Raw genomic sequence first — 14,717 nt, 5'->3', positions numbered from 1 at the left:
AACCCGTGATCGGCGCCACACCACCAACCGAACGTCGTCAATTTCGGGCCCGCCGCCGTCAAGGATTCATAAGGACAGCGGCAGGCCGATGCGGCGCGGCGTTGATTGAAAGCATGACAACAACATTGGTGGATGTCCTTCCATCCATCGGTTACGCGGCCCCGCCGCGGTTCCATCCGGCGGTGTGGCCGCTCACCGCGCACGCCGACGAGGAGGGCCGGCTGTGCATCGGCGAGGTGGCGCTCACCGATGTCGCCGACGAGTTCCGCACCCCGACCTATGTGCTCGACGAGGCCGATTTCCGGGCGCGGGCCCGTCGTTACCGGCACGCGCTGCGCGGCGCCGAGGTCGTCTATGCCGGCAAGTCGCCGCTGACCATCGCGGTGGCGCGCTGGGCGCGCGACGAGGGCCTGTCCGTCGACGTCTGCTCGGCCGGTGAGCTGGCCACCGCGTTGGCCGCAGGAGTGAAGCCGGTCCGGATCATCATGCACGGCAACGCGAAGTCCGACGACGAGCTGCGCTCCGCGGTGCGCGTCGGGGTCGGCCGCATCGTGGTCGATTCGTGCATCGAGATCGCCTATCTCGCCGGTCTGGCGTCCCAGCGGCAGCGGGTGCTCATCCGGGTCACGCCCGACATCGACATTCACGGGCACCGCGCCGTCACCACCGGGGTCAGCGACCAGAAGTTCGGGTTCACACTCGACGCCGGGCGGGCCGCCGAGGCGGTTGCCCGGGTGCTCGCCCACCCCAACCTCGACCTGATCGGCCTGCACTGTCATATCGGTTCGCAGGTCGCCGACGCCGGGCTCTACGGCGAAGCGATTCGCCGGATGATCGCCGCGATGGCCGACATCCGCGCCCGGCACGGCGTGATCCTCACCGAACTCAACATCGGTGGCGGCCATGCGATCCCTTATCTGCCGGGCGATCCGGAGCTCGACCTCGACGAGCTGGCACGCGTGGTCGACGACGCGCTGGATGCGGCCTGCGCCGCCGAGCATTTCCCCCGTCCGGTGATCGTCGTCGAGCCCGGTCGGGCGATCAGCGCCCGGGCCGGCGTGACGCTGTATGAGGTGCAGGCGTGCATCCCGGCGATCTGCTGGCCGTGGCCTGCACCGGCGCGTACCACTACAGCATGGCGTCGAACTACAACATGGTCGGCCGGCCGCCGCTGGTGGCGGTCAAAGACAGCCGAGCCACTGAATTGGTCCGCCGCGAAACGATCGCCGATCTGTTGGCCCGCGACCGGGGTTGACCTACTCGTCGAGCAGGTCCGGGTCGGACTCCAGGTGGGTCAGGCCGTTCCAGCACAGGTTGACCAGGTGCGCGGCAACCACTTCCTTCTTGGGCTCCCGGGCGTCCAGCCACCACTGGGCGGTCATCGACACCGAGCCGACCAACGCCTGGGCGTAGAGCGGCGCCGTCTCCGGGTCGAGACCGCGCTTGGCGAAGTCACCGGCCAGAATCGAGCTGACCTGGTTGACCGCGTCGTTGAGCAGGGTCGAATACGTGCCGGAGCTGATCGACGCCGGCGAGTCGCGGATCAGGATCCGGAAGCCGTCGGTGCGCTCCTCGACGTAGGTGAGCAATGCCAGCGCCACGCGTTCGATACGCAGCCGGGACCGGTTGTTGGTCGACTTGGTCAGCGACGACGTGATGCCGTCCAGCAGCGCCGACATCTCCCGGTCGACGACGACGGCGTACAGCCCCTCCTTGCCGCCGAAATGCTCGTACACGACTGGCTTGGAGACATTGGCGCGCAGCGCGATCTCCTCGATCGAGGTGCCCTCGTAGCCGCGCTCGGCAAACAGTGACCGGGCGATGTCGATGAGCTGGTGACGGCGCTCGCTGCCGGTCATCCTGACGCGCGGCTCGGGGACTCCTTTATCCAGCGCGGCCATGGCTACCAGCGTATCCGCTTGCACGGGTTTTGATTGCCCGGCTCCTCCCTCTTCGGTCCGCTCTGCGGACCGCATCGTCACCGGGCTAAAGTCGTCGCTGGTATGCAGTCCGTCGTGGTGTAATCGGCAGCACATCAGATTTTGGTTCTGAGAGTTCAGGTTCGAGTCCTGGCGACGGAGCTGGGCCGCGCTTCCAGCCACAAAAACAGCGGCATCCGGGTCCAGCGCTCCAGGCGCTCGTCGACGGGATCGGGTACCGGTTCGCGCAGCGCGGTGATTGCCAGCCCGGTATCCGTCAGCGCCGCGGAGTAAGCCTCCAGCGGCTGCGACCAGCCGGCGAAACGCATCCGCAGGCCGTCGCGCTCCTCCACGCCTTCGAATCGGCGCCGATCGAAGTAGCTGTCCGTATCGGCGACCGCATCGGTGAACGGGTGCACGACAGAGGCGATCAGCCGCGCCGCGGGCCACATGACGCGCCGCATCTCCCGCACCGCGCCGGGCAGATCGTCGACGTCCATGAGCATGTTGTAGGCGACGACGAGATCGAAGCTGGCGTCGGCGAACGGCAACCGGCTGGCTTCGGCCACCACGTAGCCATGCGCGGAATCCGCATCAGCGGCCGCGTCGACCATGGCCTGCACCGGATCGGTTGCGGTCACCCGATAGCCGAGCGCCACCAGCTCGCGCGACACCCGACCCTCGCCGCACCCGACGTCCAGAGCAAGGCCGCCGCCGCGACCGACGAAGACGGCCAGCGACTGCCGGTAAGCCCAGAACGCGTCGTGATCCGGGGTGCGGGCCCACGCCACCCAGTCCTGCGCGACGCGCGACCAGTGTCGGCGGTCGTCCCCCGTGTTGGTCATGGATGCACCTTTTTGCGGCGAGCGTGCGGATAATGACACGCTGAACGGCGTGTCGGCGGACAAACACGCACACTCGCGGCAGGAGTCCTCATGAGACCTCACGGTGACACCGCCGTCTTGGTGCTGGCGGCGGGTGCCGGCACCCGGATGCGCTCGGATACCCCCAAGGTGCTGCACCCTATCGCCGGGCGCAGCATGTTGGCGCACTCGCTGCACGCGATCGCCAAGCTGGCGCCGCAGCACCTGGTCGTGGTGCTCGGCCAGAACCACGACCGCATCGCACCCGTGGTTGCCGAGCTGGCCGACAAATTGGGCCGGCCCATCGACGTCGCCATGCAGGACCAGCAGCTCGGCACCGGACACGCGGTGCTGTGTGGCCTCGCGGCGCTGCCTGACGACTTCGCCGGCGTCGTCGTCGTGACCTCCGGCGACATCCCCCTGCTCGACGCGGACACGCTGGCCGACCTGATCGCCACGCACAACTCGGGATCGGCGGCGGTGACCATGCTGACCACCACGCTCGACGACCCCGCAGGCTACGGGCGCATCCTGCGCACCCAGGACCGCGAGGTGATCGCGATCGTCGAGCAAGCCGACGCCACGCCGTCGCAGCAGCAGATCCGCGAGGTCAACGCCGGGGTGTACGCCTTCGACGTCGCGCCGCTGCGCTCGGCGCTGAGCCGGCTGTCCGCCGACAACGCCCAGCACGAGCTCTACCTCACCGACGTGGTGTCCATCGTCCGCCAGGACGGGCGGGTCGTACATGCCCGTCACGTCGACGATGCCGCGCTGGTGGCCGGTGTCAACGACCGGGTTCAGCTGGCCGAGCTGGCCGCGGAACTCAACCGCCGGATCGTGGCCGCTCATCAGCGCGCCGGTGTCACCGTCGTCGACCCCGCCACCACCTGGATCGACGTCGACGTGGCCATCGGCCGCGACACCGTCATCGCGCCCGGCACCCAGCTGCTGGGCACCACCCGGATCGGCGGGCGCGCCACGATCGGCCCGGACACCACGTTGACCGACGTCGCCGTCGGCGACAACGCATCAGTGATCCGCACGCACGCCACGTCGGCGATCATCGGTGACGGCGCCGCCGTCGGGCCGTTCACCTATCTGCGGCCGGGCAGCGTGCTGGGCGCCGACGGCAAGCTGGGCGCGTTCGTCGAGGTCAAGAACTCCACGATCGGCACCGGCACCAAGGTGCCGCACCTGACCTACGTCGGCGACGCCGACATCGGCGAGTACAGCAACATCGGCGCGTCCAGTGTGTTCGTCAACTACGACGGCGAGTCCAAGGCGCGCACCACGATCGGCTCGCACGTGCGCACCGGGTCGGACACCATGTTCGTCGCCCCGGTCACCGTCGGGGACGGCGCGTACACCGGGGCCGGCACGGTGGTGCGCGACGACGTCCCGCCGGGAGCCCTCGCGGTGTCCGCCGGGCCGCAGCGCAACATCGAAAACTGGGTGCAGCGCAAGCGGCCGGGCAGCGCCGCCGCCAAGGCCGCCGAGAAGGCACAACAGCAGCCCGATCAGGAACCATGACGTACTTGTCCTTATTATTTTGGTCGAGCCAGTAGGCTCGACCTTCTCGATCCGAACGGCGGGGACATCACGTGAGCCACGACTGGACCGACAACCGCAAAAACCTGATGCTGTTCTCCGGTCGGGCGCACCCCGAGCTGGCTGAGCAGGTCGCCAAGGAACTCGACGTCCACGTCACGGCCCAGACCGCCCGCGACTTCGCCAACGGCGAGATCTTCGTCCGCTTCCACGAATCGGTGCGCGGCTGCGACGCGTTCGTCCTGCAGTCCTACCCCGCCCCGGTCAACCAGTGGCTGGTCGAGCAGCTGATCATGATCGACGCGCTCAAGCGCGGCAGCGCCAAGCGGATCACGGCCGTCATGCCGTTCTATCCCTACGCCCGCCAGGACAAGAAGCACCGCGGCCGGGAGCCGATCTCGGCCCGGCTGGTCGCCGACCTGCTCAAGACAGCCGGCGCCGACCGGATCGTGACCGTCGACCTGCACACCGACCAGATCCAGGGCTTCTTCGACGGGCCCGTCGACCACATGCGCGCGCAGAACCTGCTCACCGGCTACATCAAGGACAACTATCCGGACGGCAACATGGTGGTGGTCTCCCCCGACTCCGGCCGGGTGCGCATCGCCGAGAAATGGGCCGATTCGCTGGGCGGGGTGCCGCTGGCCTTCATCCACAAGACCCGCGACCCGCGGGTGCCCAACCAGGTGGTGTCCAACCGGGTGGTCGGCGAGGTGGAGGGGCGCACCTGCGTGCTGATCGACGACATGATCGACACCGGCGGCACGATCGCCGGCGCGGTCAAGCTGCTGCGCGACGAGGGCGCCAGCGACGTCATCATCGCGGCCAGCCACGGCGTGCTCTCCGAGCCTGCGTCCGAGCGGCTGGCCGAATGCGGCGCCCGCGAGGTGATCGTCACCAACACACTGCCCATCGACGAAGGCAAGCGGTTCCCGCAACTCACCGTGCTCTCGATCGCCCCACTGCTGGCCAGCACCATCCGGGCGGTCTTCGACAACGGTTCGGTCACAGGTCTTTTCGACGGAGACGCCTAGATGCCGGACACCGTCATCTACCACAACCCGCGTTGCTCGACCTCTCGTAAGACACTGGAACTGTTGCGCGACAACGGAATCGAACCCACAGTGGTCGAATACCTCACAACACCGCCCAGTCGCACGGAGCTGGCCAAGATGATCCGCGATGCGGGCATCGGCGTGCGTGACGCGGTGCGCAAAAACGAAGACACATACCGTCAACTGGGCCTGGACAACGCGAGCGACGACGAGTTGCTGGACGCCATGGTCGCCAACCCGATCCTGATCCAGCGTCCGTTCGTCGTCACCGCCAAGGGGACCCGACTGGGGCGTCCGATCGACGCGGTCCGCGAAATTCTGTGAGACGCCTGCTGGTAGCGGTCGCCGTGGTACTGCTGTCCGCTGGTTGCGGACCGAAAACCCCTGACTACCAGTCGATCTGGACAACCAGCGCCACGTCCACCACACCGACGAGCGCCGTCGAGCCGATTCCGTTCCCGAAGTACCTGGAACAAATCGGCGTCGGCCAGCAGGCCGTGGCCCCCGACACGCTGACCGACCTGACGGTGTCGATACCGACGCCGCCGGGCTGGTCGAAATTCAGCAGTCCGGCCATCCCGCCGACCAGCTACGTGATCACCAAGGACGGACCGTATCCGAACGCGATGCTGATCGTTGTCAGGCTGTTCGGGGACTTCGATCCCCGCGATGCGATCAAGCACGGCAATGCCGACGCAGCGCGTGCGCAGAACTACCGGCAACTCGATGCGTCCAACGCCGACTTCCACGGCTTTCCGTCGTCGATGATTCAGGGCAGCTACGACCTCGACGGCAAGCGGTTGCACACCCTCAACCGGGTCGTCATCGCCACCGGCTCACCGCCCGACAGTCAGCGCTACCTCGTCCAACTGGCCGTCACCAGCCTGGCCGACCAGGCCGTCGCCGACGCCGCGGACATCGAGCAGATCATCGACGGGTTCACGGTGGCTGCGAAGTAGGGTGACTCCCATGACTGCCTGGACCGCCGCAGATCTACCTTCGTTCGCCGGGCGCAGCGTGATCGTCACCGGCGCCAACAGCGGCCTCGGTGCGGTAACGGCTCGCGAGTTGGCCCGCGCCGGCGCGCAGGTCGTCTTGGCCGTGCGCAACACGGGCAAGGGTGAGGCCGCCGCGCAGCAGATGACCGGTGACGTCGAGGTGCGTCGCCTGGATCTGCAGGATCTGGCCTCGGTGCGCCAGTTCGCCGACGGCGTGGACAAGGTCGACGTGCTGATCAACAACGCCGGCATCATGGCCACCCCGCAGGCGGTGACCGCCGACGGCTTCGAAAGTCAGATCGGCACCAATCACCTCGGCCATTTCGCCCTGACCAACCTGCTGCTGCCCAAGTTGACCGACCGGGTGGTCACGGTGTCGTCGATCATGCACTGGATCGGCCACATCAGCCTCAAGGACCTCAACTGGACGTCGCGGCCGTACTCGCCCTGGTTGGCCTACGGGCAGTCCAAGCTGGCGAATTTGCTGTTCACGAGCGAGTTGCAGCGCCGCCTGACGGCGGTCGGCTCACCGTTGCGGGCGCTGGCCTGCCACCCCGGGTACTCGAACACGAACCTGCAGGGCCACTCCGGCCGCCGGGTCAGCGACGCGCTGATGGCCATCGGCGCCCGGCTGGCCACCGACGCCGACTTCGGTGCACGGCAAACGCTTTACGCCGCCTCGCAGGACCTGCCCGGCAACTCGTTCATCGGCCCACGCTTCGGCGTGGTGGGCCGCACCCAGCCGGTCGGGCGCAGCCCGCTGGCGAAACGTCAGGAGACGGCCGAGGCGCTCTGGGAGCTCTCCGAGCGGCTCACGGACACCAAATTTCCGCTCTGAGGTGCTGATGCGCTAACCTGGCCGGGCGTCACGGCGAGGGTGGCTTTTGCGGCCACCGTTATCGACGGGGACCTTCTGGTTGTCGCGATCTTGGCCGTGCCCCGACCAACCACAGGAGCGACACCATGGCCAAATCGGCGACCTCGTCCGCTAACAAGCTTCCCGTCTCGGTGCGCACCGAGACCGGCAAAGGCGCGTCCCGCCGCGCCCGCCGCGCGGGCAAGATTCCCGCCGTCCTCTACGGTCACGGCACCGACCCGCAGCACTTGGAGCTGCCCGGACACGACTTCGCCGCGGTGCTGCGTCACTCCGGCACCAACGCGGTGCTCACCCTCGACATCGACGGCAAGGAGCAGCTGGCGCTGACCAAGGCACTCGACATTCACCCGATCCGCCGCACGATCCAGCACGCAGACCTGCTGGTGGTCCGCCGCGGCGAGAAGGTGGTCGTCGAGGTCACCGTCGAGGTCGTCGGCGACGCGGCGCCCGGCACCCTGGTCACCCAGGAGACCAGCACCATAGAGATCGAGGCCGAGGCGCTGTCGATTCCCGAGCAGTTGACGGTCTCAGTCGAGGGTGTCGAACCGGGCACGCAGTTCGCCGCCGGCCAGATCGAGCTGCCGCGTGGCGTCACCCTGGTGTCGGACCCCGAGATGCTCGTCGTCAACGTGGTGAACGCGCCGACTGCCGAGGAGCTCGAGGCCGAGGGCGCCGGCGAGGTGCCCGAGGCGGCTCCGGCCGAGGAGCCTGCCGAGGAGGCCGCCGAGGCCGAGGCCGCGCCGCCCGAGTCCGAATAGCGCATGGCCGAGCCACTACTGGTGGTCGGCCTCGGCAACCCGGGTCCCAGCTACGCCGCAACACGGCACAACCTGGGGTTCATGGTCGCCGACCTGCTCGCCGCGCGGCTGGGTTCAAAGTTCAAGGCGCACAAGAAGTCTGGTGCAGAGGTGGCCACCGGCCGGCTCGGCGGGCGCTCGGTGGTGCTGGCCAAGCCGCGCAGCTACATGAACGAGTCCGGCCGGCAGGTCGGACCGCTGGCCAAGTTCTACTCGGTGCCCGCCGCCGACGTCATCGTCATCCACGACGACCTCGATCTCGACTTCGGCCGGATCAGGCTCAAGATCGGCGGCGGCGAGGGCGGCCACAACGGGCTGCGCTCGGTGGCGGCGTCGTTGGGCACCAAGGACTTTCAGCGGGTGCGGATCGGCATCGGACGCCCGCCGGGCCGCAAGGATCCCGCGGCGTTCGTGCTGGAGAGCTTCGCCGCGGCCGAGCGTCCGGAGGTTCCCGCGATCTGCGAACAGGCCGCCGACGCCACCGAGCTACTGATCGAGCTGGGTCTGGAGCCTGCCCAAAACCTCGTGCACACCTGGTAACCCCTCTTCGCGAGGGTGCGTGTCCCCGACCGACACGCCGGGTACATCACCGGGTTTGCGCACGCTCGCGGCAATGGTGAGCTCGCGGCAATGGTGCGCGCGCTGTCCTAGGTGACCAGCGTGACGGAGTTGGCCCGGCGCAGCTTGCCCGACGGCGTCTTGGGAATGGTCCCGGGGCCGAGCACGACGACGTTGCGCGGCCGCACGTCGACCTCGGTGACGACCTCGTGGGCGACCTCGTGTTCGATGCGACGCACTTCGGCGGGATCCTCAAAAGCATTGGATTCGACTGCGACGGCGAATGTTTCGCGCGAATGCCCCGCGTCGAGACGCACGGCGACCGCGCAGCCCGGCCGCACACCCTCGACGCGGGAGGCGGCCCGCTCGATGTCGGTCGGATAGATGTTGCGCCCGGCCATGATGATGACGTCCTTGACGCGACCGCACACCACGATATGGCCGTTCTCCATCATGTAGCCGAGGTCGCCGGTGTCATACCAGCCGTGCTCGTCCTGCGCCGGGATGAACCCGCCCATCGTGATGTAGCCGGGGGTCAGCGACTCTCCGCGCAGCTCGATCACCCCGACGCCGCGCGGCGGCAGCATGTTGCCGTCCTCGTCGACGATGCGGGCCTCCAGCCCGTCGAGCAGCGGGCCCAGCGACGCCAGCCGGCGGGTGTTGCCCTTGGTGGCGGGCACCGCGCGGCGCAGCGCACTGAGCAGGTCGGCGTCCACCTCGTCGACGATCAGCCCCTGTTCGACCGGCGAGAACGACACCGCCAGCGTGGTCTCGGCCATGCCGTACGCGGGCAAGATGGCCTCAGGCCGCAGGCCGAACGGCCGCCCCGCGTCGATCAGGTCCTCGACGTCGGCCGGCTCGACCGGTTCGGCGCCCGACATCGCAATCCGCAGGGTGGACAGGTCGAACTGGCCGGGCTTGGCCTGCTTGCGCAACCGCTTGGCGAACAGCGAGTAGGCGAAGTTGGGGCCGCAGATGAACGTGCCCTTGTACTTGTCGATCAGCTTGGCCCACAGCAGCGTGTCGCGCAGGAAGTCCATCGGGGTGACCTTGACCAGCTCGGCCCCGAAGTACATCGGCACCGTCAGAAAGCCGACCATGCCCATGTCGTGGAAACAGGGCAGCCAGCTGATCATCACGTCTTTCTCGAGGTCGTACTTCACTCCGACGAACATCGCCTCGACGTTGGAGTAGATGTTGCGGTGGGTGATCTGCACAGCCTTAGGAGAGCCAGTTGATCCCGACGTCAACTGCATCAGCGCCAGGTCGTCCTCGTCGGTGTCGACGGGGTCGGTGGGGTCGAAGGCCAGCAGCTGCTCCACGGTCAGCACCGTGACGCCGCGCTGTTCCAGCACCGGGGCGGCCGCCATGAACGGGTCGGAGATGACGACCGCCTTGGCCTCGATCATGTCGATGACGGTCGTGGTGTCCTCGGCCCATACCGCCAGGTCGGTGCGCGGCGTGGGCTGATGCAGCATCGTCAGGCTGGCGCCGCGCATCCACAGGCCCTGTGCCGTCGGGGCGATCTCCACCGGCGCGCCGGCAAGTACACCCACCGCGTCACCGTGGCCGACGCCGGCCGCGGCCAGACCACCGGCCACTCGGCGGGCGCGCTCGTGAACTTCGCGCCAGGTGTGCCGGACCGGCTCGTGCGGTTCCCCGGTAACCATGCCGCGGGGGCTGGTGTGCGCGTTGCGGAACATGTTGTCGGTAAACCTGCTCACGAAAACCTCCTCACCGGCACCCCGGCTTTCAATAGACCCCTGGATCCCAGGTTGCCCCTGTTGAGGGGCACTTTGCAGTAGGCACGCGCACACAATTGGGGAGCGGTTAAGTCTCGAAACGGTGATGAACCAGTAACCTCACGCAACGTTGCAGACTCGGCGAGGACACGGCGGTTACGACGGATCAAAGACCGCCCGCCGGCATGCTCGGCGGGCGGGACAATCGGGCGCACTTTTTGACCGCTACTCGTCACCGCCGATCATCTTAAACTCCTCTTAAGTAACCACCAAACTTCTACGTCAAATTGGGGGCTCGGTCACAAGGCGGCGACCCGCTGCGCCCGGCTTCGCCGCGCTTGCGATCGCCGCTGTCACAAGGCGGCGACCCGCTGCGCCCGGCTTCGCCGCGCTTGCGATCGCCGCTGTCACACTCCGCTGACCGGCGCGGGCACCACCCGGGCGCCGTGGACCGGCCCGCTGGCCACCCGCACGGTGCGGCACACTCCGGCGCCGGACAGCTGGGTTCCGACGTCGACCGCCTCCGGCGCCGAGCGGCACAGGAACGCGCACGTCGGGCCGGAGCCCGACACGATGCCTGCCAGCGCCCCGGCCTCCACGCCGGCGCGCAGGACGCGCCGCAACGCCGGATTCTTGCTCACCGCGGCGGCCTGTAACTCGTTGCCCAACAGCGGCGCCAGCTGCTCGGGATCGCCGGCGGCCAGCGCCGCCAGCACCGGGCCGGGTTCCCCGAGCCGTCGCGGTGACCCGGTCTCCCGTAGCCGGTCGAGTTCGCTGAACACCGCGGGGGTCGACAGCCCCCCGTCGGCGAATGCGAGCACCCAGTGGAAGATGTTGCGGGCCAGCACAGTGGCCAGCTCCTCGCCGCGGCCGGTGCCCAGCGCGGTTCCGCCGTGCAGCGCGAACGGCACGTCGCTGCCAAGCTGCGCGGCCAGCGTGTTCAGGTCGCGGCGTGGCACACCCAGCTCCCACAGCGCGTTGATCGCCACCAGCACAGCGGCGGCGTCGGCGCTGCCGCCGCCCATGCCACCGGCCACCGGGATGGATTTGTCGATCATGATTGACACGTCGGGTGCCCGCCCCACGTGTTCCGCCATCAATTCGGCCGCCTGCCAGGCCAGATTGCGCTCGTCGCCGGGCAGCTGGTCGGCGCCCTCGCCGGACATCTCCAGCGACAGCACGTCGGCGTTGCGAACGGTCACCTCGTCGACCAGCGAGACGGCGTGGAACACGGTGGTCAGCTCGTGATAGCCGTCCTCGCGGCGGTCACCCACGGCCAGGTACAGGTTGATCTTGCCGGGCACCCGGACGGTGACCGAACCAGTGGGCACCCATTGAGCAGCAATGCTTCCGTCCAACGGCACCGCACGAGACTATCCCCGCAACCTACGCTGTGGGCATGGTTGACGGGCATGGTTGACGCCGACGAAGGTTTCGGCGGCTACGTCCTCGACCGGGAAGTCGGCCGCGGCGGGCACGCCACGGTGTACCGGGCGCACGCCGGGCCGGACCCCGAGCGGCCGGTGGCGCTCAAGGTGCTCGCCGAGGACCACCGGGGCCCGGCGGAACAGGCCCGGCTCAACCGCGAATTCGACTTCGCACACCGGCTGCGCCACCCGCACATCGTGACGATGTATGAGCGCGGGCCGTTCTGGCTGGCGATGCAATTCGTCGACGGCGGCAAGTCCACCGAATTACGGCGGCTTGAGGACCGGCTGACCGCCCTTGCGCAGATCGCCGACGCACTGGACTACATGCACCGGCAAGGCATCGTGCACAGTGACGTCAAACCGGCCAACATCCTTGTCGCCAAAGACTTTTCGCGCTCCGGGGCGTGTCTGATCGATTTCAGTGTGGCGCACGCCGTGGTCGACGACGTGTTCCGACGCCCGAAGGAGCTACAGGCGTCGCTGCCGTACGTGGCGCCGGAGATGCTGCGCGGGCACGCCCCGACGGCCGCCACCGACGAGTACGCGCTCGCGTGCTGCGCAGTCGAATTACTCACCGGCGCACCGCCGTTCGTGACCGACACGTCCGACGAACTGGTGAAGGCGCATCTGCGTGGCATCCCGCCGCGGACATCGTGCCGGGTCACCTGGGGGTCGCGGGCGTTCGACACGGTGGTGGCCAGAGCGATGGCGCGAGACCCCGAGGTGCGCTACCAATCCTGCGCGGAGTTCGTCGAGCACATCACCCGCGCGGTCGCGGCCTAGCTTGCCGAGGCCTGCGGCTGCGTCGTGCCCCGGCCGAGTTCGGCGGAACGCTGATACAGCCGCACGAAGTCCTCGATCCTGAGCGTCTCTCCGCGGCGGGCCGGGTCGATGCTGGCCGCCAGCAGCCGGGTCGCCGACTCGTTGCCCGAGCCCGCCCACTCCGCAAACGCATTGCGGGATGTCTTGCGCCGCTGGGCAAATGCGATGTCGATCAGGTCGAAGACACTACGACGGAAGGCTTCGTCGGTCGGCCACGGCGAGGTTTCGTAGCGGTCGATGCGGACCAGCCCGGAGTACACGCGCGGGATCGGCCAGAAGACGGTGGGCGACACCATGCCGTGGCGGCGGACCTGCCCGAAGAACCGGACCTTCACGCTGGGCACGCCGTACTCCTTGCCGCCGGGTTCGGCGGCGAGCCGCTCGGCGACCTCGGCCTGCACCATGACCATCAGCGTGCGGATCGAGGGGAACTCGGCAAGCAGATGCAGCAGCGCCGGCACGGCGACGTTGTACGGCAGGTTGGCCACCACCGCCGACGGCTCGCCCGCCAGATCGCACGGACCGATCGACAGCACGTCGCGGTTGAGCACCCGCAACCGGTTGATTTCGCTGTGTGAGTGTTCGGCGACAGTTTGCGGCAGCCGGCCGGCCAGCACCGGGTCGATCTCGACAGCGCTGACGGTGGCGCCGCGGTCGAGCAGCGCGAGGGTCAGCGAGCCCAGACCCGGCCCGACCTCGAGGACATGGTCGTTGCGATGCACGCCCGACGACGACACCACCCTGCGCACGGTGTTGGCGTCATGGACGAAGTTCTGTCCCAGCGATTTCCGTGGCCGAAACTCGAGTTCTTTGGCCAGCCGCCTGATCTCGGTCCGCCCGAGCAGCCGAATGGTCAGCGCGCACCCGCTCGTCCGCTGCACACCGGCCACGCCCCCCAGCCCTGGCGTGCCCGCGTCACCTCGGCGACCGCGATCTGCTCTTCCCGGGTGGCGAGGTCGGCGCGCGGCGCAAAACGCAAGCCGCCGTTGCGCTCCCAGGTGCTCTGGTCGAATTGCACACCACCGTAATACCCGTTTCCGGTGTTGATCGCCCAGTTCCCGCCGGCCTCGCAGCGCGCGATGGCGTCCCAGATGTCTCCGTTGGCCACTTCCGGAATGTCGGTACCCGGCTTGGTGCCGACCCGCACCACCGCCTCGCGGGCCGGCGTCACGACGGTGTTGGCGATCGGCAGCCGGCCGGTCTCGACGCCGTTAACCTTGGCCACCGCGAACGTGACGTCCTGGACGCCCGGGGTGCCGGGGTCTTCGACGACCTCGCGGCTGATGTTCATCTCGGGGTCCTCGATGCGACGCTTGGGCGGGTCCAGCCGCACTCGCTCGGTGACCTTTTCGATGCGGTTGCGGGTCACCTGGATGTGCATCCCGTCGACCACCGGTGCCGCAGCACCGGGATTCACCTGGTCGCTCGGCTCCAGCGGTGCACCGGCGGCCTTCAACAAGTCGCCGACGTTGGCCGCGGCCAGGTGCACGTTGTGTACGTTGCCGCCGTCGTCGACCTCGACCGTCTTGGCGCTGACGACCGGCAGGGCCATCCCGGCCAGCGGAACCCGGCTGCCGCGCGAGGCCGCGGCCGGAGCCGTGTCGGTCATCGCGAGCTGGGCCAGTGCCTCGTCGACCGTGGACGCGGTGGTCCACACCTGCTTGGTGTCCTGGCCGTCCAGCGAAATCTGCAGCGGGCGGCTGCGGCGCAGCACGATGCTGTCGGCGTCGTGCACTCGCTCGTTGCCGGCCGGGTAGAGGTCGTCGCGCTCGGCGACGTCGAAGCCGTTCTCCTTGATGATGTCGATGACCCGCGACTTCATCGTGGTCACCTTCATCGCCGTTCCGTCGACGCTGAGCGTCACGGTCTTGTATGCGGCGATCGCCATGCCTCCGGCGACGGCCAGCACCAACAGCAGCGCGGCGACAAGGATCCGCAGAATCGGCGATGGGGTCTGGTGCAGCCTGGTTAGTACGTTCAACGCGTCTTTCCCCGACCTCAGCAACAACTCCGGCAACAACCCACTGACACAGCAAAGGGGCCTTTCGGCCCCACCCGTACGATCACAAGACGGTAACGAACCGGCCTACATACGGCAACTCCAGCGA

General features: G+C 68.3%; 14 protein-coding genes, 1 tRNA gene and 2 pseudogenes. 11 read left to right on the top strand and 6 right to left on the bottom strand.

Annotated elements, in window-relative coordinates:
• The first annotated feature begins 113 nt into the window (after positions 1-113).
• Positions 114-1,255: pseudogene (locus AWB95_RS14525) on the top strand (diaminopimelate decarboxylase family protein).
• 1 nt (position 1,256) lies between these two features.
• Here the strand turns inward: AWB95_RS14525 and AWB95_RS14520 are convergent.
• Positions 1,257-1,859, bottom strand: a complete 603-nt coding sequence (locus tag AWB95_RS14520) for a TetR/AcrR family transcriptional regulator (RefSeq protein WP_062541346.1) — start codon at positions 1,857-1,859, stop codon at positions 1,257-1,259.
• A gap of 150 nt (positions 1,860-2,009) precedes the next feature.
• On the opposite strand from AWB95_RS14520, the gene AWB95_RS14515 reads away from it, so the two are divergent.
• A tRNA-Gln gene (locus AWB95_RS14515) sits at positions 2,010-2,081 on the top strand.
• Here AWB95_RS14515 and AWB95_RS14510 read toward each other — a convergent pair.
• Positions 2,057-2,764 carry a class I SAM-dependent methyltransferase gene (locus AWB95_RS14510; RefSeq protein WP_084707309.1) on the bottom strand — a complete coding sequence of 236 codons (708 nt, stop codon included), beginning with the start codon at positions 2,762-2,764 and terminating at the stop codon, positions 2,057-2,059. The two genes, AWB95_RS14515 and AWB95_RS14510, sit on opposite strands and share 25 nt — an antisense overlap.
• A gap of 90 nt (positions 2,765-2,854) precedes the next feature.
• Here AWB95_RS14510 and glmU point away from each other — a divergent pair, with 90 nt between their 5' ends.
• From glmU to pth, 7 genes are all read left to right on the top strand, one after another.
• Positions 2,855-4,312, top strand: coding sequence for a bifunctional UDP-N-acetylglucosamine diphosphorylase/glucosamine-1-phosphate N-acetyltransferase GlmU (glmU, locus tag AWB95_RS14505; protein ID WP_062541345.1), 1,458 nt, complete (start codon positions 2,855-2,857; stop codon positions 4,310-4,312).
• Positions 4,313-4,383: 71 nt separating this feature from the next.
• Positions 4,384-5,364, top strand: coding sequence for a ribose-phosphate diphosphokinase (locus AWB95_RS14500; RefSeq protein WP_062541344.1), 981 nt, complete (start codon positions 4,384-4,386; stop codon positions 5,362-5,364).
• Positions 5,365-5,709, top strand: a complete 345-nt coding sequence (gene arsC / locus AWB95_RS14495) for an arsenate reductase (glutaredoxin) (protein WP_062541343.1) — start codon at positions 5,365-5,367, stop codon at positions 5,707-5,709.
• Positions 5,706-6,344: an LpqN/LpqT family lipoprotein gene (locus tag AWB95_RS14490; RefSeq protein WP_062541342.1), complete on the top strand. Its 639-nt coding sequence runs from the start codon at positions 5,706-5,708 to the stop codon at positions 6,342-6,344. The genes arsC and AWB95_RS14490 overlap by 4 nt, the downstream gene beginning before the upstream one ends.
• Before the next feature lie 10 nt (positions 6,345-6,354).
• Positions 6,355-7,221, top strand: coding sequence for an oxidoreductase (locus AWB95_RS14485; RefSeq protein WP_062541341.1), 867 nt, complete (start codon positions 6,355-6,357; stop codon positions 7,219-7,221).
• A 125-nt stretch (positions 7,222-7,346) separates the two neighbouring features.
• The gene (locus tag AWB95_RS14480; protein WP_062541340.1) at positions 7,347-8,018 is read left to right on the top strand and encodes a 50S ribosomal protein L25/general stress protein Ctc; all 672 of its coding nucleotides are present in this window, start codon (positions 7,347-7,349) and stop codon (positions 8,016-8,018) included.
• 3 nt (positions 8,019-8,021) lie between these two features.
• Positions 8,022-8,597, top strand: a complete 576-nt coding sequence (gene pth, locus AWB95_RS14475; RefSeq protein ID WP_062541339.1) for an aminoacyl-tRNA hydrolase — start codon at positions 8,022-8,024, stop codon at positions 8,595-8,597.
• 107 nt (positions 8,598-8,704) lie between these two features.
• On the opposite strand, the gene AWB95_RS14470 is transcribed toward pth, so the two are convergent.
• Positions 8,705-10,339, bottom strand: coding sequence for a fatty acyl-AMP ligase (locus tag AWB95_RS14470; RefSeq protein WP_062541338.1), 1,635 nt, complete (start codon positions 10,337-10,339; stop codon positions 8,705-8,707).
• A 305-nt stretch (positions 10,340-10,644) separates the two neighbouring features.
• Here AWB95_RS14470 and AWB95_RS24145 point away from each other — a divergent pair.
• Positions 10,645-10,824 (top strand): annotated as a pseudogene (locus tag AWB95_RS24145) (gamma-glutamyl-gamma-aminobutyrate hydrolase family protein); the annotation flags it as partial.
• Here the strand turns inward: AWB95_RS24145 and AWB95_RS14465 are convergent.
• The gene (locus AWB95_RS14465; protein ID WP_180276018.1) at positions 10,765-11,721 is read right to left on the bottom strand and encodes a 4-(cytidine 5'-diphospho)-2-C-methyl-D-erythritol kinase; all 957 of its coding nucleotides are present in this window, start codon (positions 11,719-11,721) and stop codon (positions 10,765-10,767) included. The pseudogene AWB95_RS24145 and the gene AWB95_RS14465 overlap by 60 nt on opposite strands.
• 48 nt (positions 11,722-11,769) lie before the next feature.
• Here AWB95_RS14465 and AWB95_RS14460 point away from each other — a divergent pair, with 48 nt between their 5' ends.
• Positions 11,770-12,570, top strand: coding sequence for a serine/threonine-protein kinase (locus tag AWB95_RS14460; protein WP_062541512.1), 801 nt, complete (start codon positions 11,770-11,772; stop codon positions 12,568-12,570).
• Here the strand turns inward: AWB95_RS14460 and rsmA are convergent.
• Both rsmA and AWB95_RS14450 read right to left on the bottom strand, forming a co-directional pair.
• Positions 12,567-13,499 carry a 16S rRNA (adenine(1518)-N(6)/adenine(1519)-N(6))-dimethyltransferase RsmA gene (gene rsmA / locus AWB95_RS14455; protein ID WP_062541511.1) on the bottom strand — a complete coding sequence of 311 codons (933 nt, stop codon included), beginning with the start codon at positions 13,497-13,499 and terminating at the stop codon, positions 12,567-12,569. The two genes, AWB95_RS14460 and rsmA, sit on opposite strands and share 4 nt — an antisense overlap.
• Positions 13,463-14,590 carry a resuscitation-promoting factor gene (locus AWB95_RS14450; RefSeq protein ID WP_198157846.1) on the bottom strand — a complete coding sequence of 376 codons (1,128 nt, stop codon included), beginning with the start codon at positions 14,588-14,590 and terminating at the stop codon, positions 13,463-13,465. Before AWB95_RS14450 ends, rsmA begins: the two co-directional genes overlap by 37 nt.
• Positions 14,591-14,717 lie beyond the last annotated feature (127 nt).

This window comes from Mycobacterium celatum, assembly GCF_002101595.1.
Classification (GTDB): domain Bacteria; phylum Actinomycetota; class Actinomycetes; order Mycobacteriales; family Mycobacteriaceae; genus Mycobacterium; species Mycobacterium celatum.
Note: the sequence above shows the minus strand (reverse complement) of the source record. Positions and strands in the feature narration are given on the sequence as shown.